The sequence below is a fragment of the Microbacterium halophytorum genome (assembly GCF_002970975.1).
GTDB lineage: Bacteria > Actinomycetota > Actinomycetes > Actinomycetales > Microbacteriaceae > Microbacterium > Microbacterium halophytorum.
In genome coordinates this window covers 22,473-44,579 of the sequence record NZ_PNFA01000014.1, presented here as the reverse complement: position 1 = coordinate 44,579, position 22,107 = coordinate 22,473, and the positions used below count along the sequence as shown (strand labels likewise).

Genomic DNA, 22,107 nt, shown 5'->3' with positions numbered 1-22,107 from the left:
ACAGTTCTTGTTAGGCCGCGAGGGCCAGGTTCTGGTTCATGATGGTCTCGAACTCGACCGGCGTCAAACGGCCGAGCCGGACCTGTCGACGCCGACGGTGGTAGGTCCGCTCGATCCAGGTCACGATCGCGATACGCAGCTGTACGCGTGTGGCCCAGGATCGCCGGTCGAGGACGTTCTTCTGCAGCAGGCTGAAGAACGATTCCATGGCCGCGTTGTCGCCGCAGGAGGCGACTCTGCCCATCGATCCGACGAGGCCGTGACGGGAGAGTTCGCGGCGCAGTTTCCGGCTTCGAAATTGCGATCCACGATCCGAATGCACGATGCATCCGGCCACGTCCCCGCGCATCCGAGCGGCGTTCCTGACGGCCCGAACCGCGAGCGAAGCTTTCATCCTCGAGTCGATCGAGTAGCCGACGATCCGACCGGAGAATGCGTCCTTGACCGCGCAGAGATAGAGCTTGCCCTCGGCAGTGGCGTGCTCGGTGATGTCCGTGAGCCACAGCACGTTCGGACCCTCTGCGATGAACCGATGACTTTCGCGTCCGTCGTCACCGACCACGACGCAGAGATCATCATGAACGGCGGGACCGGACCGCTTACCGTTCTTGCCGCGCTTCTTCCCGAACACGCTCCACCAGCCGTTCGCTGACGTGATCCGCCACGCCGTCCGATCACTCATCGCCTCGCCCGCCTCACGGGCCTCATCGGCGAGGAGGCGATGCCCGAACTCCGGGTCGTCCCGGTGCGCATCGAACAGGGCGTTCGCCCGATACGCCTCGTCGAGTTCACGCCTGCTGATCGGGTTTCTTCAACCACCGGTAGTAGGGCTGGCGAGCGAGCTTCAGTACCCGGCACGACACCACGACAGGGATCCTGTCTGCAGCGAGCTCGGAAACGAGCGGGTAGATCATTTTCCCGGCAGGTTCGCCTGAGACAGATACGCCGCGGCGCGACGCAATACCTCGTTCTCCTGCTCCAACAGCCGGTTCCGCTTCCGCAACTCTCGCAGCTCACCGGACTCCGACACCGTCACACCCGACTGTTCGCCGTCTTCGATGCGAGCCTGCCGCATCCACTTGTCGAGCGTTCCGACATGGACACCGAAGTCCTTCGCGATCTCCGCGAGAGTGACCTCCGGATCACGGTTCTGAGCCACACGCACGACGTCATCGCGGAACTCCTTGGGAAACGGTTTGGGCATGACGACATCCTTCCAGGCCAGCCCCAACGGCTAGCCACCTCAGATGTCACCCGTTCCTACAGCAGACCCTCGGCACAAACCGCACGGATCGTGCCCCGTTGCCTCAGCGCCGGGGCACGATCCGTGTCGACGATTCGCACCTTGGAGCTCTCGGGACTGTGACGATGACTTGCCATAGGCGGAGCAGGCCGATGATGATCAGCACTGCCGCGGACACAACCTCGCAATTACCTAGTACGGCCCGCCGGACCACTTAATCTCCCGGCCAGTACTACTGCATCTCCAACTTTCGGCGGCGTCGTCCCATCGCCCGGTGGTTCGGTGAACACGAGGTGCCGCACAGAACTGGACACGCTTCACCGAGGACTGGACACGCTTCACTGACGGGATCATGCATGACGACCGGACGTTCTCATGACGACTAGCACTGCGCAACTCTGGGTGCAGACCGTTGCCGGACGCGTCGTGCACATCGCATCCGTCAACGACGGGAAGAACGTTCTGCAGTGGAACGCACGCTGGCACCGAAAAGCACGGTCCTCCGCCCGTGGGCCAACCGCAACGAAACAGCGATTCTACGCTCGCGCTGTCGGGGTGCTCTTTGCGATCGGCGCCGCGTGTTTCGTCGTGGCCGCCCCGATCGCTCTCTCCAGGCGCCCGGGGGCTGACGCACTGAATCTCGTAGGTTCCCTTCTCTTCTCGCTCGGCGCGGTATATGCCGTGCTCGAAGCCAACGGGGCTGCCAAGGAACTGTCTGGCGCACGACAGCAACGGTTCCGGACCACAGCTGCCCTTGCCGCAACAGTGCAGCTCGTCTCGGCTGCCGGCGTGTTCCAGATCTCCACGATCGCAGCTTCGGCCGACGTCAGCGGGTCAACCGCGTTGTTCCTCGTGTGGGTGCCGAGCTTCCTCGGCGGCATCGGCTTCGCCTGGTCCGGGTGGCTGTATGCGGCGGAGGCCCGGCCCGCACACGATCTCGGATCCCGTATCGCGAACCTCAACCTCGCGGGAAGCGTGATCTTCCTGCTCTCCGCCGTTCCCGGCCTCGTGGACCCGGACGAAGCTCTGGCGGCGACGCGTTGGCTGACGGCCCTCGGGTATGGGATCGGATCGCTAGCGTTTCTGTGCGCCGGCGTCGCAGCGGTCTTCGAGGTATCGCGATCGCTCCCGCAGGGAAGCACATCCATTCCCGCTCAGATGGAAAGAACGGTCAATTCATGAGCATGCCCGATCGTCAAGCGCACGGCTTGTGCCCCTTCTGCCGTGCTCCGGTGTCCGACCAGCCCACTGAGGGCTCGCGTTTCGGCGAACGCGCTGCGATGCGGGTCGCACGCGCGATCGCGAACTGGCGGTTCGTGGCGATCGTGCTGACGGGCGCGCTCACGTGGATCATCCTGAACATCGCCATCCTTCCGCTGTCACCGTTCCCCATGGTGATGATCAGCGGGCTGAGCGCCGGGCTCTCCCTGCTCGCGGCGCTCTACGGGCCCGTGCTGCTCCTGACACAGCGAGTCGAAGCCGCACAGGACCGTGCACGCGCCCGGACCATCCTCTCGGCGGCGCTCGTCAGCGAGCAGATCCTCGAGGGCGATCAGCGCACGAGCCAGTAACAGCCTCTCCACACTCAACGAAAGGACAGCAAATGATCGTCACAGTTTTCCGTCAGCGGACCGATCCGGCATTCGTCTCCGAGTACGGCGACATCGGCAAGGACGTCGTGGCGGCGGCGCCAGAGGTTCCCGGATTCATCTCATTCAAGCGGTTCCAGGCCGACGACGGCGAGTCGTGCACGGTTGTCGAGTTCGAGGACTTGGAAGCACACAATCGGTGGATCGCGAACCCGATCCACCGCAAGGCGATGTCCCGCGGCCGAGAGTCGTTCTTCGTCGAGTACACGATCACCGTGTGCGAAGCGCTTCGCATCCTGCAGCAGCACCCGAACCCGCATGTCACGATCCCGTAGACCGTTGCTGCCCCGTAACCGATGACAACCGAAACCGAAAGTGAAATGATGACCGAGCAGAACGACCGCGCGATCGACAAGCCCTTCCACTCCGCTGGTGAGACCATTGAAGTGCTCGCGCGCCTCCCCCTTGCAGACGTCGCGCTCCCCGAAGGCACCGCCCCGCTGGAAGAGCGGACGCTGCGCATGCGCAAGGTGGTGGTCGAGTCGGGCGGCGTCATCGCCGCACACCCGCACGCCAATCGCCCCACGATCCTCTACATCATGACGGGTCGCCTATTGGAGTTCTCCTCGTCCAGCGACACCGCGACCGAATACACGGCGCCGGCGATCGCAATGCCCAAGGCCGAGCACTGGTGGCGCAATCCCGGCGACACAAGCGCGATCATCATCGGCGCCGATTTGCTCGATCCCGCGGCTGACGCTGCACAGGGGTGACGGAGCCGGTATGGAACTTCTCCCCACTCCCCCGACCATCGCAGGCTCCCCGTCTCGCTTCTCCGGCGATGCCTGGTACGACCCCATCGTGCAGGGTGAGGCGCCGTCACGCCTTCAGGCGGGGCTCGTGCACTTCGCGCCCTGTGCCCGAACGGCATGGCACAGTCATCCATTCGGGCAGACGATCCGCGTTACGACCGGCACCGGCATCATCGCGACGCACACGAACGTCATCATCATGCGCCCGGGCGACACGGTGCACACGCCGCCAGGTGAGCTGCACTGGCACGGTGCCGTTCCCGACCAGTTCATGAGCCACCTGGCGATGTATGAACAAGAGAACATCGCCTGGCACGACCTCGTCACCGACGAGGAGTACGCGGCCGCGGCGACCCGCTACGACGGTTCGGTCGGGACCGCTCGCTGAGGTTCACGATGCTCGCCGCGTAGCGCGGCGAGCATCGTGAACGCTGGCGCCTAGAAACCTCAGCGGTACTCGGGGTTCGCGTCGTACTGGAACCGCTCACCCTCGTTCCACATCCCACGCAGGTTCCCGTACCCCGGGATCCCACCGGCATCCTTCAGTCGACGCGCTGTGTGCAACAAGTTCCACGTCATGAACGTCGTATTGCGGTTGGTGAAGTCGCTCTCGGGGCCACCGGAACCTTCGTCGAGGTAGCTCGGGCCCGGCCCGATCGGGCCGATCCAGCCGGCGTCTGCGCCTGGCGGGATCGTGTATCCGATGTGTTGGAGGCTGTACAGGAGCGACATCGCGCAGTGCTTCACACCGTCCTCGTTGCCCGTCAGAATCGCCCCGCCGACCTTGCCGTAGTACACGTACTGGCCGCGGTCGTTGAACAGGCCGCTCATGCCGTACAGGCGCTCAATCAGTTTCCGCGTCTCCGACGAGTTGTCGCCGAGCCAGATCGGGCCGCCGACCACGAGGACGTCGGCCGCCTCGATCAGCGGCCAGATCTCGTCGGGCCACGCATCCGTCTCCCAGCCGTGCTCCCGCATGTCCGGGTACACGCCCGTCGCAACGTCGTGGTCGATGAAGCGTACGCTGTCGACCGTCACGCCCTGCGAGCGCATCAGCGCGATGCTGCGGTCCATCAGTCCTTGGGTGTTGCTCGTCTCGGGGCTGGGCTTGAGCGTGCAATTCACGAACACGGCGCGCAAGTCGTCGTAGGAAGCCGGTGGCGTCTTCACTCCACTCATAGTCGAACGCTACTCCTTGTCCGCGCGGGCATGAGCGCCCACGCCTTTGTCGAGCGGCGCCGATTCGGCGCCGCGAACGGCCCGATGCCGACGCGCTTGGGCGATCGAGCCGACGACGATCGCGATCAGGCCGAACGCCATCGGAACCATCGCAGGCAGCACATTCCCGCCACGCCCCTCGGCGTCGGCGGCGTACCCTTCGTGGATCGCCGCAGCCGCTGCCGCGGTCAGCATGACCACGCCGACGACGACAAGCAACAGGCCGCCCCAGGCGGCGAGAACGAGCCGCACGGCACGGCAGCGCATCACACCCGGATCCTTCCGAGCGAGCCGAGCACGAGAGCCGGCTCCGCGTCGAGGTGCAGGATCGTGAACAGGGTACGGGTGCAGAACGGGCATCGCACGATCGCCGAGCGCCGATTCAGCTCGACGACGGTGGAAGCGAAGGCCGCCTCGCGCCCGCACGCTTCGCAGGCGCCGCGGCGTGCGGTCATGTCGGCGCCGAACACGTCGAGCAGGGCGCCAGCGATCGCGTTCCCGTCGACCGTCGTCGTGCCATCAGCCGTACTCATCACTTGCCCCCGAATCGTTCCGTGCGCACGCGCGCTGGGTCGTGGCCCAGTTCGACGAGCAGCCTCGACACGTGCTCGACGAATCCCGTCGGGCCGCAGACGAAGACCGCCGGCTGCCGGTCGGCCGACCACGTGGCCTCGCGTAGCACGTCCGCGTCCACACGGCCGGTGCGGCCGCCCCAGCCCGCGGGAGCCCTCCGCGTGAAAACCCAACTCACGTCGACGCCGCCCGCGTGCGCGCCGTCAAGCTCGTCGCGGAAGATCGCATCCTCCAGGCCGCGCACCGAGTAGAGCAGGCGCATCGACGCCCCGAGCCCCGCGTCGGTCGCCGCGCGCACCATCGCGTGCAGAGGAACGATGCCGGAGCCGCCGGCGATCAATTGCGTAGGCGCGGCGGCCCTCGGCTCCCACACGAAGTACTGCCCGAGGGGCCCCTTTACCTCGAGTTCGTCCCCGACCCGCAACTCGCGCACGAGGTAGGGCGACACTTCACCGTCGGCGACCTCATCGACCGCGAGTTCGATCGTCTCGCCCGGCCCATACGACGCGAGCGAGTACGAGCGCACCGCCTGGTACCCGTCTTCCGCGGTGAGGCGCAGGTCGACGTGCTGACCGGCGATGCTGCCCGGCCAGGCCGACACCTCGAGCCTGATGCTGCGGGCCTTCGCCGTCTGGATCCGGACATCCGACACCCGCGCCGCGTGCCAGCCGCCGACGGTCACCAGTAGCGCTCCTCTGCCCAAGGGTCGCCGTGCATGCTGTAGCCGTTCTGCTCCCAGAACCCTGGCTCGTCGTCATGCATGAGTGTGAGGCCTTTGATCCATTTCGCGCTCTTCCAGAAGTAGAGGTGCGGCACGATCAAGCGCGCGGGGCCACCGTGTTCGGGGTCGAGGGGTTCGCCCTCGTACTCGAAGGCGATCCACGCATTCCCGTCGAGGAGGTCCTCCAGCGCGACGTTCGTCGTATACCCGCCGTACGAGTGCGCCATGGCGAATTCGGCAGAGGTATTGACCTCAGCGAACAGCGTGTCGAGGGAGACTCCGCGCCACGACGTGCCGAGCTTCGACCAGCGCGTCACGCAATGGATGTCAGTGTGCACGTCTTCAGCGGGCAGCGAATGCAGTTGCTCCCACGTCCATACCGACGAATGCCCGACTTCATTCCGGATGCCGAACGTCCATTCGTCTGTGTCGATCTGCGGCGTCGGCCCGGCCGACAGCACAGGAAAATCTGCCGTCAGATACTGCCCTGGCGGCAGGTCCGGATCGGACTCGCGGCGATGGGAACCGAAGCCCCGGGAGATGACTGCCATCAGGTGTCCTCACTACTACTGGGATACATCGTGCAACCATCGCTCAGCCCCCAGGTGGCGCTTCGGGTCGCAGAGCATGGCCTTGTTCCGGAAACAGCCGAGCCCACGAGTTCGCGGGGCTGTGAACACTGCCTCAAGCACACCAGCAACGAACCTGAAGACGACGGTGCTCCCACGTAATTGCGTATCGAATCGCGCCATCTTGCGTAGGCACGCACCAGCTTTTGCGTAGTGCGAGGCTCGCGCTTGCGTAGTTCACGTCGCCAGCATGTGCAGCCGTCCGAACGACGGCGCGCTGACGCATCGGGCAACGGCACGACCGATGCGCAAGTCATCGTCGTCAGGCGCCCCCTACCGCGCGGAGGTCACTCCTTGAATTGGTCGTCGGCCGAGTCACCCTCTGGCTCTGCCGCGCCGCCCTCGCGGCGGGCGCGGCGCGTCTCGCCGCGGGTCTCGCCGACCGTGAGCGATGCCTCTCCCGATGCCGTGTGGCGCGGGTCCGCCTCGCTGCGCGGCTGGATGACCCCAGGATCGAGCGTGCGCGCGACGTCGGTTGCCGTGACGGCCCGCGGGACCTCCGCACCGATGATGTCGAGCTGAGAGGTGGCAGTATCCCACCACTCGGTGAGCTCCGGGTCCTCCGTGTCGACGTTCGCGCCGGCGCCCTCATCCGGCGCGACCTGCGCCGCATCGAACACGAAGTCGTCGCCGTGCTCCTCGATGCCCCTCCTGACGCCCTGGGCGATCGCGGCCTTGGCGAACTTGCGGCGCAGCATGTACGGGTCGGTGCGCAGGTCGCTCGCCCACGAGAACAGCACGCCGATCAGGATGATCACGAACGGCACGGCGGTGACCACCATGATCGACTGCAGCCCGTTGAGCGCGTCCGTGCCGCCTGCCAGCAGCAGCACCAGCGCCGTGCCGCCGAGCAGAACGCCCCACATCACGGTGATCCACGTCGACGGCTCCGGGCGGCCGCGCTGGCTGATCGAGCCCATCACGATCGACGCCGAGTCGGCGGACGTCACGAAGAACACGATGATCGAGAACATCGCGACGACGTTCAGGATGAACGCGATCGGGATCTCGGTGCCGAAGACGACGAGGTTCGACTGCAGCGCCGAGAACAGGCTGTACAGCACCGCCTGCGCCCCGCTGTCGTTGTATGCGGCGAAGAGCTCGCCGCCGGTCTGCTCGTCGAAGTACATCGTCGCGCCGCCCATGATGCCGAACCAGAACACGCTGACGATGCTCGGCACGATGATGATGACCGTGACGAACTCGCGCAGGGTGCGGCCGCGCGAGATCTTCGCGATGAACATGCCGACGAAGGGCGTCCACGAGATCCACCACGCCCAATAGTAATTCGTCCAGCTGCTCGTGAAGGCCGCGGCGTCCTCGCCCTGGGCCGGGTTGCGCGCGAGCATCTGGAACATGTTGCCGAGGAATTCCGGCACGGTCGACGGGATGATGTTCAGCAGGAACAGCGTCGGGCCGCCGATGAACACGATCAGCGCGATGACGCCGGCGAGCACCATGTTGATGTTCGACAGCAGCCGGATGCCGCGCTTGATGCCAGAGACGGCAGAGATGACGAAGGCGCCGGTCAGGATCGTCACGATCAGGATCAGCCCGATCTCGCCGAGGTCCGCGATGCCCGTGACCTCCTGGATGCCCGCCGACACCTGCAGAGTTCCGAGGCCCAGCGTGACGGCGGTGCCGAACAGCGTGACGAGGATCGCGAAGATGTCGATGATCGAGCCGATCGGCCCGTCGGTCTTCTCCTTGAAGATCGGATACAGGATGGCCGAGATCAGCGGCGCGCGCCCACGGCGGTATGCGGCGTAGGCGATGGCGCCGCCGACGAGGGCGTAGAAGGCCCACGGGATCGGGCCCCAGTGGAGCGTCGACTGCGCCAGCGAGGCCATCATGGCCTCGCGCGTGCCGGCCTGGACGCCCCAGGGCACCTGCTCGACCGTGCCGTCGGAGAGCGTGACCTCGTCGATGCCGCCGAGCCCCGGCGGCACGTTGTTCATGTAGTCGAGCGGCTCGGCCGGGCCCCAGAACAGCAGGCCGATGCCCATGCCGGCCGAGAACAGCATCGCAATCCATGCCGTCGTCGAGAACTCGGGCTTCTCCTCGTCAGCGCCGAGGCGCACGCCGCCCGTGCGGCCGTAGCCGAGCACCAGCATGAAGACGAGCGTGACGACCGCGATCAGCGAGAACAGCCAACCGAGGTTCTCCATCGTGAAGCCGAGCATCGCCGTGCCGACGGGCACGATCGTCTCCGGCGCGATGATTCCCCAGGCGATCACGCCCGCGACCGCGAGGCCCGCGACGCCCAGCACGACCCAGTTCGTCGGGAAGGTGCGCGGCGTGTCCTCCACGCCGATACCGGGTATCAGCGCCGGATGCGTCACCTCGCGCACGAGATTCTTCATCGGCTGTTTCTTGGCACGAGCGGCGGCCTCGCCGCCAGCGTCGCCTGTCTTGTCGTTCTTCTCAGTCATGGTCTCTCGTGTCCATCCCGCCCCGCCCGCGGCCGCGCCCCGGGCATCCGATCGTTCCCGACGCTACAGACCCGCTTGCCGTTCGCACGAGGGGCCCGCCGATTCCGCGCGACGCGGCATCGGCGCGAGTATTCCGGAAACCGAGCATCGGCGGCGCTTCGTCCGGCACTACGGCCGCCGCAGTCGCTCCGCGTCGGGCGTCGTCACCGGGTCCCACCCGCGGCGCGGGCCGCGGTTTCCGCGGTCGTCATCGCGGGAGCGGTACACGATGTAGGGCCGGAAGAGGTAGCCGACCGGCGCCGAGAACACGTGCACCAGGCGGGTGAACGGCCACAGCGCGAACAGCACGCAGGCGCACAGGATGTGGGCCTGGAACAGGATGGGCACGCCGACCATCAGCTCGGGCTGCGGCTGGAGCAGGATCAGGCTGCGGAACCACGGCGAGATCGTCTCCCGGTAGCCGTAGCCCCCGCCGAAGACCTGCAGTGCGACGGTGGCGGCCGTGCCGAACAGCAGCACCGCCCCGAGCACGGCGTACATCAGCTTGTCCATCCGCGTCGTCGCCAGGAACACCGCGGCGATCGAGCGGCGGCGGAAGATCAGGATGGTCAGGCCCGCGAGCGTCAGGATGGCGGCGGCCGTACCGAGCACCGTGGCACCGATGTGGTACGTGTGCTCGTCGATGCCGATGGCGTAGAGCCACTCGCGCGGGATGAGAAGGCCGACGACGTGGCCGGCGATCACGAAGAGGATGCCGAGGTGGAACATCGGCGAGCCCCACCGGAGCAGCCGGTTCTCGTACGTCTGCGACGACCGCGTCGTCCACCCGAACTTGTCGTACCGATAGCGCCAGATGTGGCCGACGATGAAGATCGCCGCCGTGATGTACGGCACGGCGACCCACAGGATGATCACGAGGGTCGTCATCGTTCCTCCCTGGCGGCGAAGGGCGCAAGGCCCTCGGGAAAGCTGAGTCCGACCGTCTCGGTCGGCGGCCCCTCGGTCACGAGGGCGAGCACGCGCTCGCGGGTCGCCTCGTCGATCGGCGGAAGCGAGAGCGTCACGGCGCGCACGGCGTCGGCCCACGGGCTGGAGAGCCCCTCGAGCGCGGCCCGCAGCACCTCGATCCCCTCGCGGTGGGCCGAGAGGACGGCGCCGGCGATCGGCGAGTCGCTCCTGGCCGAGAACTCGAGCACCGCCGGCAGGTAGTCGGGGAGCTCGTCGGCGTCGAACTCCCACCCGGCCGCGCGGTAGGCGTCGAGGAACGTCACGAGCGCCGTGCCGCGCTTGCGGGTGTCTCCCGTCGCGAAGTAGCTGAGGTACAGCGAGCACTTGCGCTTCATGTCGAACGTCGCGACGTACCGGCGCTGCCATTCCTCCTCCCCCGCGAGGCGAGCCGCGTCGATGAATGTCACGAGCGGCCGGGACACCGCCTCCGGCAGCTCCGCGGCATGCGACCGGATGACCGGGAGCCTGGCGAACCATTCGGCGTCCGGGTAGTCGAGCAGCAGCGACGCGAGCATGTGGGTCGTGCGGCGCTCGCCGTCGCGGAGCCTCGCCGGTGCGATCTCGGGCGGGAGCTTGCGGCGCGGCGTCGCGCGACCGATCGCGAGCGGGCTCATCGCGGCTCCTCCGCGTGCTCGCTCGGCGGCGGGAACAGCCCATCCGGAGACCCGTTGCCGTCCCAGTTCAGCAGGTTGACGCGGCCCGGCGTCGACGGCCTGTCCGCCGACTGCCGGTCAGCGAGCGCATGGAAGGTCTCGACGGTCGCGGGCGTCGCGTGCCCGCTCGCGGCGCCGAACGGCCCGCCCATGCCCGGCCCGCCGTCGGTGTCGAGCGAGCACGCCATCTCCTCGAGCTGGTGCGCCTGTTCCGTGTGGGCCGAGGGGATCACGTAGCGCTCCTCGTACTTCGCGATCGCGAGGAGTCGGTACATCTCCTCGATCTCGGCGCCCGTCATGCCGACGGCGTTCGCGATCGACTCGTCGCGCCCCTCGTCGAGGTTGATGCCGCGCATGTACGAGCGCATCGCGGCGAGCTTGCGCAGCGATCCGTCGACCGGCGCGGTGTCGCCGGCCGTGAACAGCTCCGCGAGGTATCCGATCGGGATGCGCAGCTTGTCGATCGCGGCGAACAGCGTGCGCGCGTCCTCGCCGTCGTTGCCGGATCCGGTCACGACGTCGACGACGGGCGAGAGCGGCGGGATGTACCAGACCATCGGCATGGTCCGGTACTCGGGGTGCAGCGGCAGCGCGACCTCGTAGTCCCGGATGAGCTTCCAGATCGGGCTGCGCTGGGCCGCGTCGATCCAGTCCTCCGGGATGCCGTCCCTGCGGGCCTGTTCGATGACATCCGGATCGTTCGGGTCGAGCAGAACCTGCCGCTGCGCGTCGAGCAGTTCGTGCTCGTCCTCGACCGACGCGGCCTCCGCGACGCGGTCGGCGTCGTAGAGCACGAGGCCGAGGTAGCGCAGGCGGCCGACGCACGTCTCGGAGCACACCGTCGGCAGGCCGACCTCGATGCGCGGGTAGCAGAGCGTGCACTTCTCGGCCTTGCCCGTCTTGTGGTTGAAGTAGACCTTCTTGTACGGGCATCCGGAGACGCACATGCGCCAGCCGCGGCACTGGTCCTGGTCGACGAGAACGATGCCGTCCTCCGCGCGCTTGTACATGGCGCCGGACGGGCAGCTCGCGACGCACGACGGGTTGAGGCAGTGCTCGCAGATGCGCGGCAGGTAGAACATGAAGGCCTTCTCGAACTCGGCCGAGACCTCCTCGCTCATCTTCTTGAGGATGGGGTCGTCGGCCATCGTCTCGGTCGAGCCGCCGAGGTCGTCGTCCCAGTTGGCCGACCACGAGATCTTCATGTCCTTGCCCGTGACGAGGCTCTTCGGCCGCGCGACCGGGGTGTGCTCGCCGCTGGGGGCGTTCACGAGCATGTCGTAGTCGTAGGTCCACGGCTCGTAGTAGTCGTCGATGCCAGGCAGCGTCGGGTTCGAAAAGATGCTGGCGAGCTTCTTCAGCCGGCCGCCGCTGCGCAGGCGCAGGCGACCGCGCTTGTCGCGCACCCAGCCCCCTCCCCACTTCTCCTGGTCCTGGTAGCCGCGCGGGTAGCCCACGCCCGGCCGGGTCTCGACGTTGTTGAACCACACGTACTCGACACCGGATCGGTTCGTCCACGCCTGCTTGCATGTGACCGAGCACGTGTGGCATCCGATGCATTTGTCGAGGTTCATCACCATCGACATCTGCGCCATGACCTTCATCGGTACTGCACCTCCTGGCTGCGTCGGCGGATCGTCGTCACTTCGTCTCGCTGGTTTCCCGTCGGTCCGAGGTAGTTGAACGCCCACGACAGCTGCGCGTACCCGCCGATGAGGTGGCTGGGCTTGAGCAGGATGCGGGTCAGGGAGTTGTGGATGCCGCCTCGCTTGCCGCTCGTCTCGGCGATCGGCACGTCGACCGTGCGATCCTTGGCGTGGTACATGTACACCGTGCCCTCCGGCATCCGGTGCGACACGTTCGCCCGCGCGACGACGACGCCGTTGCGGTTGTACGACTCGATCCAGTCGTTGTCGCGCACGCCGATCTTCTCGGCGTCGGCGGGGCTCATCCAGATCGTGGGGCCGCCGCGCGAGAGCGAGAGCATGAAGAGGTTGTCCTGGTACTCCGAGTGGATCGACCACTTCGAGTGCGGTGTGAGGTAGCGCACGGAGACCTCGGCACCGGATGAGGTGCCGGGCACGACGTCGCCGAACAGGCGGTGCATGTCGAGCGGCGGCCGATACACCGGCAGGGCCTCGCCGAGCTCGTCCATCCAGTCGTGGTCGAGGTAGAAGTGCTGCCGACCCGTGAGCGTGTGCCAGGGCTTCAGGTGCTCGACGTTGATCGCGAACGCCGTGTAGCGCCGGCCGCCGTGCTCCGAGCCCGACCATTCGGGCGACGTGATGACGCTGCGCGGTTGGATCTGCACGTCTCCGAAGGAGATGTGCGCGCCCTCGTGGTCTTCGGCGAGCTGAGCGATGCGCTGGCCCGTCTGCTCCTCGAGCTGCCGGAAGCCCTGCACCGCGAGCCGGCCGTTGCTCGTGCCCGAGAACGCGAGGATGAGCTCGCACACGCGCTGGTCGGTGTCGAGCCGGACGGCGCCCGCCGTCGGCCCGGATGCGACGGTTCCGTTGAGCCGCTCCAGCCGCGCGACCTCCTCGTCCGGGCGGTACGTGATGCCCTTCGTCGTCATGCCCGCCTTCTGCGCGAGCGGGCCGAGGGAGCGCCACCTCGCGGCGAGGTTCGGATAGTCGCGCTCGACCACGGCGAGCTTCGGCATCGTCACGCCCGGCACGAGCGGGGCGTCCCCGACGCGGCCGTGCGGCGTGGCCATGGCGTCCGGGGTGTCGTGCTGCAGCGCCGTCGCGACGACGTCGCGACGGCGCCCGAGGTGCTTCGCGGCCATCTGGCTGAAGCGGTCCGCGAGCTGACCGAACATCTCGAAGTCGGTCTTCGTCTGCCACGGCGGCGCGATCGCCGGCGAGAACGAATGGATGAACGGGTGCATGTCGGTCGACGACAGGTCGTGCTTCTCGTACCAGGTGGCAGCGGGCAGCACGAGATCGCTGAACAGGGTCGTGCTGGTCATGCGGAAGTCTGCCGTCATCAGCAGGTCGACCTTGCCCTCTGGCGCCTCGTCGCGCCAGACCATGTCGCGCGGCCGCGAGCCGGGGCCCGACTCCTCGGCCCGGATGGACGCGTCCGTTCCGAGCAGGTGCTTCAGGAAGTACTCGTTGCCCTTCCCGGAGGAGCCGAGGATGTTCGCGCGCCAGATCGTGATGACGCGCGGGAAGTTGGCCGGGTCATCCGGGTCCTCCACGGCGTACTTCAGCGAGCCGGCGTTCAGCTCGTCGACGATGTGCGCCGCCGCATCCTTGCCTGCTTCCTCGGCCTCGTCCGCCAGGTCGAGCGGGTTGCGGTCGAAGGTCGGGTAGCTCGGCATCCAACCGCGCTTGACCGACTCGACGAGGCAATCGGCGGTCGTCCGGTCGCCGAACAGCCCCGTGCCGAGCGGCGAGGAGAGCTGGTCGGCGGGCAGGCCGTCGTAGCGCCACTGATCGGTCGCGAGGTACCAGAACGCCGTGCCGATCGTGTGCCGAGGCGGTCGGTTCCAGTCGGCCGCGCCCGCGTACTGCTGGTAGCCGGTGATGGGGCGCACCTTCTCCTGGCCGACGTAGTGCGCCCAGCCGCCGCCGTTGACGCCCTGACAGCCGGTCATCGTCGTCAGCGCGAGGAACGCCCGGTAGATCGTGTCGGAGTGGAACCAGTGATTCGTGCCCGCGCCCATCAGGATCATCGAGCGCCCGCCCGAGCGCTCGGCGTTGTCGGCGAACTCGCGCCCGATGCGTGCCGCCTGCTCGGCCGGCACGCCCGTGTGCTCCTGCTGCCAGGCCGGTGTGCCGGGCGCTGACGCATCGTCGTACCCCGTCGGCCACGCGCCCGGCAGGCCGTCGCGGGCGACGCCGTACTGGGCGAGCATCAGGTCGAAGACCGTCGTGACGACCCTGCCCGCCACCTCGCTCACCGGTACACCCCTGGCGATCGAGCCGGAGCCGCCCGCGTGCTCCTGCCCCGGCGCCGGCGGGAGGTCGAAGCGCGGCAGCGATACCTCGGCCGCCCCGCCCGCCCATCCGGTCGACTCGGCGATCGACAGGGGCGGCACGACGTCGCCGAGGTCGAGATTCCACCTGCCCTTGTCCTCCGCCGAGAACCGGTGGCCCAGCGAGCCGCCCGGAACGACGGGAGCGCCCGTCTGGTCGAGCAGCACGGGCTTGAACTCCGCATGCGCGGCCGATGCCGGCGCGCCGGAGAGGTCGCTCGCCGTGACGAACTTGCCCGGCACGAGCGCACCGTCGCGCTCGACGAGCTCGACGAGGAACGGCGAGTCGGTATAGCGCCGCATGTACTCCTCGAAGCGCTCGGTGCGCGCCTTGACGAAGTGTTCGGTCAGGATGACGTGGCCCATCGAGATCGCCAGCGCCGCATCGGTTCCGGGGTGCGGTGCGACCCATTCATCGGCGAACTTCGTGTTGTCGGTGTAATCGGGCGAGACCGTGACGACCTTCTGGCCCCGGTACCGGGCCTCCGCCATGAAATGCGCGTCGGGCGTGCGGGTGACCGGCACGTTCGAACCCCACATGATGAGGTAGCCGGCGTTCCACCAATCGGCCGACTCCGGCACGTCGGTCTGGTCGCCGAACACCTGCGGGCTCGCCACGGGAAGGTCCGCATACCAGTCATAAAAGGAGAGCATTGTGCCGCCGACGAGATTCATGAATCGGCTTCCGGCGCCGTGCGAAACCATCGACATCGCTGGAATCGGGGAGAAGCCCGCGACGCGATCCGGGCCGTAGGCCTTGACGGTGTGCACGTGGGCCGCGGCGGCGATCTCGAGCGCCTCCTCCCACGTCGTGCGCACGAGCCCGCCCTTCCCCCGCTGCCGCTTGTACGCCGCCGCCTTCTCGGGGTCCTCGACGATCGATGCCCAGGCCTCGACGGGGTCGGGGTGCTGCCGCTTCGCTTCCCGGTAGAGCGCGGCGAGCGCGCTCCGGATGTACGGGTAGCGCACGCGCGTCGGTGAGTACGTGTACCAGCTGAACGCGGCCCCGCGCGGGCACCCGCGAGGCTCGTACTCCGGCGAATCCGGGCCGATCGACGGATAGTCGGTCTGCTGCGTCTCCCACGTGATGATGCCGTCCTTGACGTACACCTTCCACGAGCAGGAGCCGGTGCAGTTGACGCCGTGCGTCGAGCGCACCATCTTGTCGTGCGACCACCGGTCGCGGTAGAACACGTCGCCGGCGCGCCCGCCGTCGAGGAAGAGGGCGCGCAGGTCCTCCGACGTCTCACCCCGGCGCAGGAAGCGCCCCATTCCGACGAGCGCATCCGCGAGCGGCCCGTCCGTTGCCGACCTGCGAGCGGTGCGGACCCCATCCGTCATCATCTGTTCCTTCCGCCAGGTGTACACGGCCCAGTATGGTGACTTCCTGAGGGGAAGGGAATGGGGGTGTGCCGGTTTTATCCGGCGTACCCCGCGTTCTGAACACCGCGTCGCGAACTACTGCTCCGTGCCCCGGCCACCACTGAATTCGAGAGCTCGACTACGCAATTCACCCGCTCCCGATACTCGAATCCGGCGAAAGGGCATCCATACGATCCGATGCAAGGAAAGATGGGGCTTCTCTGGAACTCGAACGGACCCGCACCGGGTGAAGCCGCCATGACCCGCCGCACTTGACGACAACTCAGTGGGGACGGGGCCGTACGCGAGTCCCGTGACGACGACCCACACGCATTGAGATGAGCACCCATGGACAGCGTCGGAAGCTCCTGCCGCGCGCCTCGCTTCGCGCACCTGACATTTGGACCCGTTGCGCATCGAGTACGCCGCCAACGCGAGGAGCGCTGAGGCGTGCGCCGGAACGATATCCCGGTCGTCGTCAACGGAGCAGACTCCGATCTCGTCGATCAGACGAAGCACGGCCTTGCCGGCGCGTTCGAGGAACTCCGTCGTCGCCACTACCCGGCGATGCACGAGGCAGCGGCGTCTCTCACGACCAGCAGACCTACAGCGGCGGATCGCCTCGTCGAGAAGGCGTTCGTCGACGTGCGTACTCGCATCTCGGCCGATCAAACGAACGCCCCATTCCGCTTGCTCGCACTCCACGCGATGTCACAGGAAGCAGCAATAGACATCCCCCGCCGCCTGACCGAGACCGATGCCGCAATGACAATGCGCTCAGTAGTGGCCCTCACGAGAGTTCGACGTCGCGGCCAGCTTGCGCTCTGGCACTTGGACGTCGAGCGACTTCGGCCTCACGACGCCGCTGCGTTCCTCGGCGCACCGACTCACAGGGTCGGGCAGATGGGTTTCGCGGCGCGTCTCGAACTCGGCGAAGCCGTCCTGCGGTCCGAGGGTCGCGTGATGCGGACCTGTCACCACCGCAATCCGATCGCGCATGTGCTCGGCACCGGGAACGCTCCGAGTGACTCAGAGAGCGAACGCGCCGCTGCGATCGAGGCCGACGCATGCCCTCGATGCGACATGCGCCTCGATCGAGCTGATCGCACGATCGTGGAGATCCGCGAATCCGTGGTGCCCGCGTTACTCGGACGTGCCGGCGCCGATCAGTACCTGTCAGCTCGGCTCGCTGCGCCTGCCCTACGTACGACGCCAGTGCGAACCACGCTATCTGCGCGGGCGCTCACCGCACTGAAGTCGCGCTCGATCGGTCGTTTCGAGCGCACACCTGTCCGTGCCCTTGGCGCCGTTGCCGCTCTTGCGACAGCCGGCGTGGTCGCGCTCGGTGTCAACACCATCGGGTTCAGCGGCGCTGAACTCGATGCAGATTCCACGAAAGCTGACCGACCATGCGACGTGCGTCGCTCACTGTGCGTCGACGACTTGCGCACTGAGGTTGTCACGATCCCGGAATACACAACGGGTAGCCCGACGGGTACGGACCGCACGTCTCAACCGCGGCCGCTGCCGCTCGTGCCGACTCCGGACGGCAGAAGTGACGCAACTCCCGGTATCGGTCAGGCTCCCGGCACTGTTTCCTCACAACACCCTTCGGGCACAGCGACACGTTCGGCTGGCTCGTCGTCGGCGTCCGACTCGTCATCTTCGTCAAGCGAATCGTCGGCCTCGTCTGCGGGCGACTCCACACCGTCACCCGACGGATCGCCTGCCTCCGCTGACACAAAGGAACTGTCAGCCGACAATTCCTCCGCTCCGTCGCCCTCGCCGACCCCGTCGGAGCCGGCGACCGACGACACCGATTCTTCCGCTGCTCCCGCTGACGATCCGCAGGAGGTCGCGGCACCGCTGTCGCTGCAACCTGGCACGAAGACGTTCGTCAACGGGCGCTGGGAGTTCCGCGGAGTTGTGGTGGGCGAACCAGACTCGACTGTGCTGTTCTTCGTCGACGGCTCGCCATTGCGTTCCGCGGCCATCGGCGCGAACGGGCGCGGAGAGTTCACCGTGACTGCAACGTACGATCAATTGCGTCGCACCGCGCCTGTACGAGCACAGTACGCGAGATCGAACACCGGCGGGCAGGACCAGTCGCATGCCACGAGCGCCCTGTCCGTGATCGACCTGCTTCAGCGCAGCAGCTTCGTTGAATGACGTAAACAACCACGATCGTCGACTGTTCTCGCGCGCGTCTCCTCGGAGGTCAGGGCGACGGCCACGCGCATCCTCGCCTCGTGCCTGCGACGCTGCATCCGGAATATCTCACGCCGGCGGTCGACGAGGAAAGAGACCGCCGACGCATCGCGTCCGACACCCTGCGACATGAGGTCGGTGCTTCTCCCCGAACCGGAGGAAGCGTTCGGCTGTTCCTCGCCCGCGCACTCGTGCTCCGAGGGCCGGAACTCCCTGCGCACCGTGCACGTTGAACACAACGAGCCCGTCTGACTCAGGCCCTAGAAACCCATGCCGGATCGCAAGTTGACCGCGCACCATCACGGCAACGAATAATCGCGCGGCGGGCGAAGAGCGGGCACGACAGCGGGCACGAACATTTGCGACTCATCGCACCCGGGCTATAGGGCGACCTGAAGCCGTTGACTTCGAGCAGTGACCGGGTCTGCACAGGGCGATTTCCGGAACCGGACGTATCGCCGTGGTGGTTATTGCTCACGCCCGTGCGGTTGCGCGCTGCCGATGGGCCCTGACGACCCGTTCGCGCAGCATTATCGCGCCAAGCGGTGAGGAACGCGCTCAGTCACCCAGTTGGCGCCCGAGGGTCACGGTGCCGCGCTCCTCATGGACGATGAACCGACGGAGCGGCATCTCGGCCGGCCCGTCAAGCACCACCCCCGTGCCCAGGTCGAAGAGCGAGCCGTCACAGGGACACATGATCGCGCGCCGCGCAAGCAAGCCCGATGACAGCGGTGCACCATCGTGCGGGCAGAGGTCATCGAACGCGAAGAGCCCATCGGCCGTCCGTGCGATCGCTATACGTTCCTTCGATACCTCGAGATAGAACGGGATCACGGCCCCGAAGCCGATGTCGTCACTGCCTCCGAGCGCGATACTGGTCGGGAGAGTCATGATGTCGATGTTCCTCGTCGGGTTCTGGAGTCAGTACGGGTATTCGGGGATGATGTCGGCCGCGGTCACATCGAGGCGGTACTCCGCCGGGCTCCCGTCAGGAACGGCCTGTCGGCGAGCCCGGACCGCGTCGACGGGCCGGTACGAGGAACCGAGCGCCGGCCGCGCGTCAGCCTCGCCCTTATTGGGCCAGAGCGACATTGCCCGTTCCGCGAGCGCCGTGATCATCAGCGACGGGTTCACGCCCGGGTTGGCCGGCATCACGCTGCCATCCATGACGTGCAGCCCCGGATGGCCGAACACGCGCTGATACGGGTCGACGACGCCGGTATCGGATGTGTCGCCGATCGTCAGACCGCCGATGAAGTGCGCGGAAGCCGTTCGATTGACAACCTCGAAGGCCAAGGCCTGCTGCTCAGAACCCATGAGCTCCGCAATTTTGTCGGCGAACTGCTCGACGATCGGAATGTGCGGCGACGGGAGTTCTCCCTGGCCGGGCCGGCTTCGAAGCACGCCGTCCTTCCAGAACAGATCGATCGACGTGTCGGTGGTCTGCATGCAGAGCAGAATGTGCATCCGTTCGGACCAGTGCCGCGCGTCCTCCGATTCGAGAAACTTCACCGGGTGTTCGAGCATGTGCTTCACGAAGTTCGCCGTCGGATGTGCCTGAGCGCCGTGCTGATGGTAGCTCAGCAGGAACTCCATGACGTTGCTGCCGACGCCGTAGGTCACCGGCTCGATGCTCGTCTGCGCGTCGGGCCACACACCCGATGTGATCGAAACCGCCCCCGGCGCGACGTGGTATCTCTCAGGATCGCGCTTCCATTCGTCATACGGGCGCTGAATGCTGATGAGCTGTTCGGAGTTCGTCCGCGCCCTCTTGCCCAGTTCGTCCGACAGCACCGTCAGTCGGTTCTTGGCACGCATGTGATGAAGGAGCTTCGACGAGCCGTACGCGTGCGCAGCGATGATCACCTGATCGGCGGTGAATCGGCGCCGTCCCGCGTGCACCGCTCGCTGAGCCCACCCGGGGTGACGGGCGCTGACAGCGTACCCCCCGCCATCGAGCGGCTCGATGTCATGCACCTCGCTCAACTCGTGGACATCAACGCCGAGCTTCTCAGCGAGGTACAGATAGTTGACCGTGAGCTTGTTCTTCGCACCGCGCCCACACCCGATCATGCAGTTGCCGCAGTTCACGCAACCGGTGCGCCGCGGCCCCGCCCCGCCGAAGTACGGGTCGTCGGCCTCGACGCCCGGCTTGCCGAAGTACACGCCGACCGGAGCACGATTGAACGTCTCGCCGTGCCCAAGAGCTTGAGCAGCCTTCTGCATGTACCGGTCAACGTCGGTCGGCAGGTATGGAACCCGTACGACACCGAGCATACGTTGCGCCAGGTCGATGTAGGGCGCCAGTTCCTCCGCCCAGTCCGTGATACCGGCCCATTCCTTCGCTGCGAAGAACTGTCGCGGCGGCACGTAGAGCGTGTTGCCGTAGACGTGTGAGCCGCCGCCCACTCCGGCGCCCGAGAGCACGAGCACGTCATCGAGCACCTCGACGCGCTGGATGCCGTAGGTCTCGAGTTCCGGTTGCCACACGAACCTTCGCAGGTCCCAGTTCGTACGGGGAATCTCAGAGTCCGGCCACCGACGCCCGGCCTCAAGCACCCCGACTCGGTAACCCTTCTCGGCCGCGCGCAACGCGGCGACACTACCACCGAAACCAGAGCCCACGACGATCACGTCGTAATCAGATGTTGACATACGTTCCCTCAGCTCTCGATACCCTTCGCGTCGACCGAACGTACGTCGGCCGCGCGCACCGATGAGGATCGGCCGGGGACGTGCAGTGGCGAACGGCGTGGAGTTCAGTACTCACAGGCGCCGGTGCAGTAGTCGAGGCCCACATCCTGTCGTATAACCCGCAGGCGGCCTCGCAGCGGTCTTGCGCAGCGTGCGCGGACATCGCCGACCGCCGGCTCGCGCACCCGGATAAGGTTCGATCGCTCAGCATTCGCCTGCGGTTCATCAGACCAGCCACTCGGTACCGCGCATACGAGTACCTCCGGAACCTGTGCCTTCATTGCCGCGCGACCACGTGGCGGTTCTCGCGGCGCACATATCCGCGAAGGCCAAGAGCTCGTCGCACTGACTCCACTGCGGCCGCACCCGGCCCGCGAGTGAGTTCGCCTCGGCGACCCGCGCTCGAAAATCAGCGATCGACCCACGCCATCGATCGAACCTGATCTCATGCCCCGTTCCCGTGCGCACGAGCGTCGCCCATACCGGCCTCGCCGCGCCCCACAGCGCGACCGCAAGAAGCTCCCTTTCGTCGCTGATGCGCGCACGTGCTCCGATGTCCGAGCTCCCACGGGCCCACGCGGTACCTGACAAACGCGCGGACCCCCACACCGCGGCCTGTTCGCTTACTCGGGCGCTTTCGAGAACGTGCGCGTTCCCGAACACCCAGGCACGATCTTCCACGACGGCGGTGTCCGTGATGCGCGCGCAACCGAACACCCACGCTCTCCCGCGCGTCTGCGCGTTCTCCGAAACGCGCGCCGCATCGAACACGAGCGCGTCGTCGAACACCCATGATGCCCCGACCTGCGAGAGGTTGTCCGCCGACGCGACGTATCCACCGAGGTCTCCGGCGCGGACTCCAGCTTCTGGTACATCCGTGAGCGCTCGGATACGGCGCAAGGCGGGAAACTCGGGGTGAGCAGAGGTCGTGAGCTCGAACTTATCCATGATGGCATCCGGTGTTCTCTGATGTCGTCGGCGTC

The 22,107-nt window shown here is 66.9% G+C and carries 19 protein-coding genes and 1 pseudogene; 6 read left to right on the top strand and 14 right to left on the bottom strand.

Translation table 11 applies throughout. From position 1 onward, the window contains the following. Positions 1-10: 10 nt before the first annotated feature. A pseudogene (locus C0010_RS12895) lies at positions 11-1,204 on the bottom strand (IS3 family transposase). Positions 1,205-1,618: 414 nt separating this feature from the next. Here C0010_RS12895 and C0010_RS12890 point away from each other — a divergent pair. The 5 genes from C0010_RS12890 to C0010_RS12870 all read left to right on the top strand — a co-directional run bounded on the left by C0010_RS12890 (position 1,619) and on the right by C0010_RS12870 (position 4,032). After that, entirely contained in the window at positions 1,619-2,425 is an 807-nt protein-coding gene (locus C0010_RS12890) for a hypothetical protein (protein WP_158685513.1), read from the top strand. 98 nt (positions 2,426-2,523) lie between these two features. Further along, positions 2,524-2,814 (top strand): DUF1003 domain-containing protein, encoded by a 291-nt coding sequence (locus C0010_RS12885; protein WP_158685512.1) that lies wholly within the window; start codon positions 2,524-2,526, stop codon positions 2,812-2,814. A gap of 32 nt (positions 2,815-2,846) precedes the next feature. Beyond that, positions 2,847-3,167, top strand: a complete 321-nt coding sequence (locus C0010_RS12880) for an antibiotic biosynthesis monooxygenase family protein (RefSeq protein WP_105567499.1) — start codon at positions 2,847-2,849, stop codon at positions 3,165-3,167. 48 nt (positions 3,168-3,215) lie between these two features. Beyond that, positions 3,216-3,605 (top strand): cupin domain-containing protein, encoded by a 390-nt coding sequence (locus tag C0010_RS12875; protein ID WP_158685511.1) that lies wholly within the window; start codon positions 3,216-3,218, stop codon positions 3,603-3,605. A 10-nt stretch (positions 3,606-3,615) separates the two neighbouring features. After that, a complete protein-coding gene (locus tag C0010_RS12870) occupies positions 3,616-4,032 on the top strand; it encodes a cupin domain-containing protein (RefSeq protein ID WP_105567497.1) in 417 nt (138 codons plus the stop codon). A 59-nt stretch (positions 4,033-4,091) separates the two neighbouring features. On the opposite strand, the gene C0010_RS12865 is transcribed toward C0010_RS12870, so the two are convergent. The 10 genes from C0010_RS12865 to C0010_RS12820 all read right to left on the bottom strand — a co-directional run bounded on the left by C0010_RS12865 (position 4,092) and on the right by C0010_RS12820 (position 16,201). Further along, on the bottom strand, positions 4,092-4,823 hold the full coding sequence (locus C0010_RS12865; protein ID WP_105567496.1) for a flavodoxin family protein: 732 nt from the start codon (positions 4,821-4,823) through the stop codon (positions 4,092-4,094). Between the two features lie 9 nt (positions 4,824-4,832). Then, positions 4,833-5,132, bottom strand: a complete 300-nt coding sequence (locus C0010_RS12860; RefSeq protein WP_105567495.1) for a hypothetical protein — start codon at positions 5,130-5,132, stop codon at positions 4,833-4,835. Further along, positions 5,129-5,395, bottom strand: coding sequence for a DUF6510 family protein (locus C0010_RS12855; RefSeq protein ID WP_105567494.1), 267 nt, complete (start codon positions 5,393-5,395; stop codon positions 5,129-5,131). Before C0010_RS12855 ends, C0010_RS12860 begins: the two co-directional genes overlap by 4 nt. Then, complete coding sequence (locus C0010_RS12850) at positions 5,395-6,117, bottom strand: ferredoxin reductase (RefSeq protein ID WP_105567493.1); 723 nt, start codon at positions 6,115-6,117, stop codon at positions 5,395-5,397. The genes C0010_RS12855 and C0010_RS12850 overlap by 1 nt, the downstream gene beginning before the upstream one ends. After that, positions 6,114-6,707, bottom strand: coding sequence for a sulfite oxidase-like oxidoreductase (locus C0010_RS12845; RefSeq protein WP_105567492.1), 594 nt, complete (start codon positions 6,705-6,707; stop codon positions 6,114-6,116). Before C0010_RS12845 ends, C0010_RS12850 begins: the two co-directional genes overlap by 4 nt. A gap of 365 nt (positions 6,708-7,072) precedes the next feature. Beyond that, positions 7,073-9,217: a BCCT family transporter gene (locus C0010_RS12840; RefSeq protein WP_105567491.1), complete on the bottom strand. Its 2,145-nt coding sequence runs from the start codon at positions 9,215-9,217 to the stop codon at positions 7,073-7,075. 168 nt (positions 9,218-9,385) lie between these two features. Continuing rightward, positions 9,386-10,144: a respiratory nitrate reductase subunit gamma gene (gene narI / locus C0010_RS12835; RefSeq protein ID WP_105567490.1), complete on the bottom strand. Its 759-nt coding sequence runs from the start codon at positions 10,142-10,144 to the stop codon at positions 9,386-9,388. Next, positions 10,141-10,839, bottom strand: a complete 699-nt coding sequence (gene narJ, locus C0010_RS12830) for a nitrate reductase molybdenum cofactor assembly chaperone (RefSeq protein ID WP_105567489.1) — start codon at positions 10,837-10,839, stop codon at positions 10,141-10,143. The genes narI and narJ overlap by 4 nt, the downstream gene beginning before the upstream one ends. Continuing rightward, positions 10,836-12,482 carry a nitrate reductase subunit beta gene (narH, locus tag C0010_RS12825; protein ID WP_105567488.1) on the bottom strand — a complete coding sequence of 549 codons (1,647 nt, stop codon included), beginning with the start codon at positions 12,480-12,482 and terminating at the stop codon, positions 10,836-10,838. Before narH ends, narJ begins: the two co-directional genes overlap by 4 nt. After that, positions 12,479-16,201, bottom strand: coding sequence for a nitrate reductase subunit alpha (locus C0010_RS12820; protein ID WP_105567546.1), 3,723 nt, complete (start codon positions 16,199-16,201; stop codon positions 12,479-12,481). Before C0010_RS12820 ends, narH begins: the two co-directional genes overlap by 4 nt. Positions 16,202-16,672: 471 nt before the next feature. On the opposite strand from C0010_RS12820, the gene C0010_RS15065 reads away from it, so the two are divergent. Then, positions 16,673-18,391, top strand: a complete 1,719-nt coding sequence (locus C0010_RS15065; protein ID WP_158685510.1) for an RNA polymerase sigma factor — start codon at positions 16,673-16,675, stop codon at positions 18,389-18,391. Positions 18,392-18,988: 597 nt separating this feature from the next. Here C0010_RS15065 and C0010_RS12810 read toward each other — a convergent pair. The 3 genes from C0010_RS12810 to C0010_RS12800 form a co-directional block, all read right to left on the bottom strand. Next, on the bottom strand, positions 18,989-19,321 hold the full coding sequence (locus tag C0010_RS12810) for a Rieske (2Fe-2S) protein (RefSeq protein ID WP_105567486.1): 333 nt from the start codon (positions 19,319-19,321) through the stop codon (positions 18,989-18,991). A 30-nt stretch (positions 19,322-19,351) separates the two neighbouring features. After that, the gene (locus tag C0010_RS12805) at positions 19,352-21,085 is read right to left on the bottom strand and encodes a GMC oxidoreductase (protein ID WP_105567485.1); all 1,734 of its coding nucleotides are present in this window, start codon (positions 21,083-21,085) and stop codon (positions 19,352-19,354) included. A 264-nt stretch (positions 21,086-21,349) separates the two neighbouring features. Beyond that, positions 21,350-22,072 (bottom strand): hypothetical protein, encoded by a 723-nt coding sequence (locus C0010_RS12800; RefSeq protein WP_105567484.1) that lies wholly within the window; start codon positions 22,070-22,072, stop codon positions 21,350-21,352. Positions 22,073-22,107 lie beyond the last annotated feature (35 nt).

Coding starts and splice junctions, on each gene's coding strand:
- C0010_RS12890 (WP_158685513.1), top strand. CDS start 1,619: ATGACGACTAGCACTGCGCAACTCTGGGTGCAGACCGTTGCCGGACGC.
- C0010_RS12885 (WP_158685512.1), top strand. CDS start 2,524: ATGCGGGTCGCACGCGCGATCGCGAACTGGCGGTTCGTGGCGATCGTG.
- C0010_RS12880 (WP_105567499.1), top strand. CDS start 2,847: ATGATCGTCACAGTTTTCCGTCAGCGGACCGATCCGGCATTCGTCTCC.
- C0010_RS12875 (WP_158685511.1), top strand. CDS start 3,216: ATGACCGAGCAGAACGACCGCGCGATCGACAAGCCCTTCCACTCCGCT.
- C0010_RS12870 (WP_105567497.1), top strand. CDS start 3,616: ATGGAACTTCTCCCCACTCCCCCGACCATCGCAGGCTCCCCGTCTCGC.
- C0010_RS12865 (WP_105567496.1), bottom strand. CDS start 4,823: ATGAGTGGAGTGAAGACGCCACCGGCTTCCTACGACGACTTGCGCGCC.
- C0010_RS12855 (WP_105567494.1), bottom strand. CDS start 5,395: ATGAGTACGGCTGATGGCACGACGACGGTCGACGGGAACGCGATCGCT.
- C0010_RS12845 (WP_105567492.1), bottom strand. CDS start 6,707: ATGGCAGTCATCTCCCGGGGCTTCGGTTCCCATCGCCGCGAGTCCGAT.
- C0010_RS12840 (WP_105567491.1), bottom strand. CDS start 9,217: ATGACTGAGAAGAACGACAAGACAGGCGACGCTGGCGGCGAGGCCGCC.
- narI (WP_105567490.1), bottom strand. CDS start 10,144: ATGACGACCCTCGTGATCATCCTGTGGGTCGCCGTGCCGTACATCACG.
- narJ (WP_105567489.1), bottom strand. CDS start 10,839: ATGAGCCCGCTCGCGATCGGTCGCGCGACGCCGCGCCGCAAGCTCCCG.
- narH (WP_105567488.1), bottom strand. CDS start 12,482: ATGAAGGTCATGGCGCAGATGTCGATGGTGATGAACCTCGACAAATGC.
- C0010_RS12820 (WP_105567546.1), bottom strand. CDS start 16,201: ATGACGGATGGGGTCCGCACCGCTCGCAGGTCGGCAACGGACGGGCCG.
- C0010_RS12810 (WP_105567486.1), bottom strand. CDS start 19,321: ATGACTCTCCCGACCAGTATCGCGCTCGGAGGCAGTGACGACATCGGC.
- C0010_RS12805 (WP_105567485.1), bottom strand. CDS start 21,085: ATGTCAACATCTGATTACGACGTGATCGTCGTGGGCTCTGGTTTCGGT.
- C0010_RS12800 (WP_105567484.1), bottom strand. CDS start 22,072: ATGGATAAGTTCGAGCTCACGACCTCTGCTCACCCCGAGTTTCCCGCC.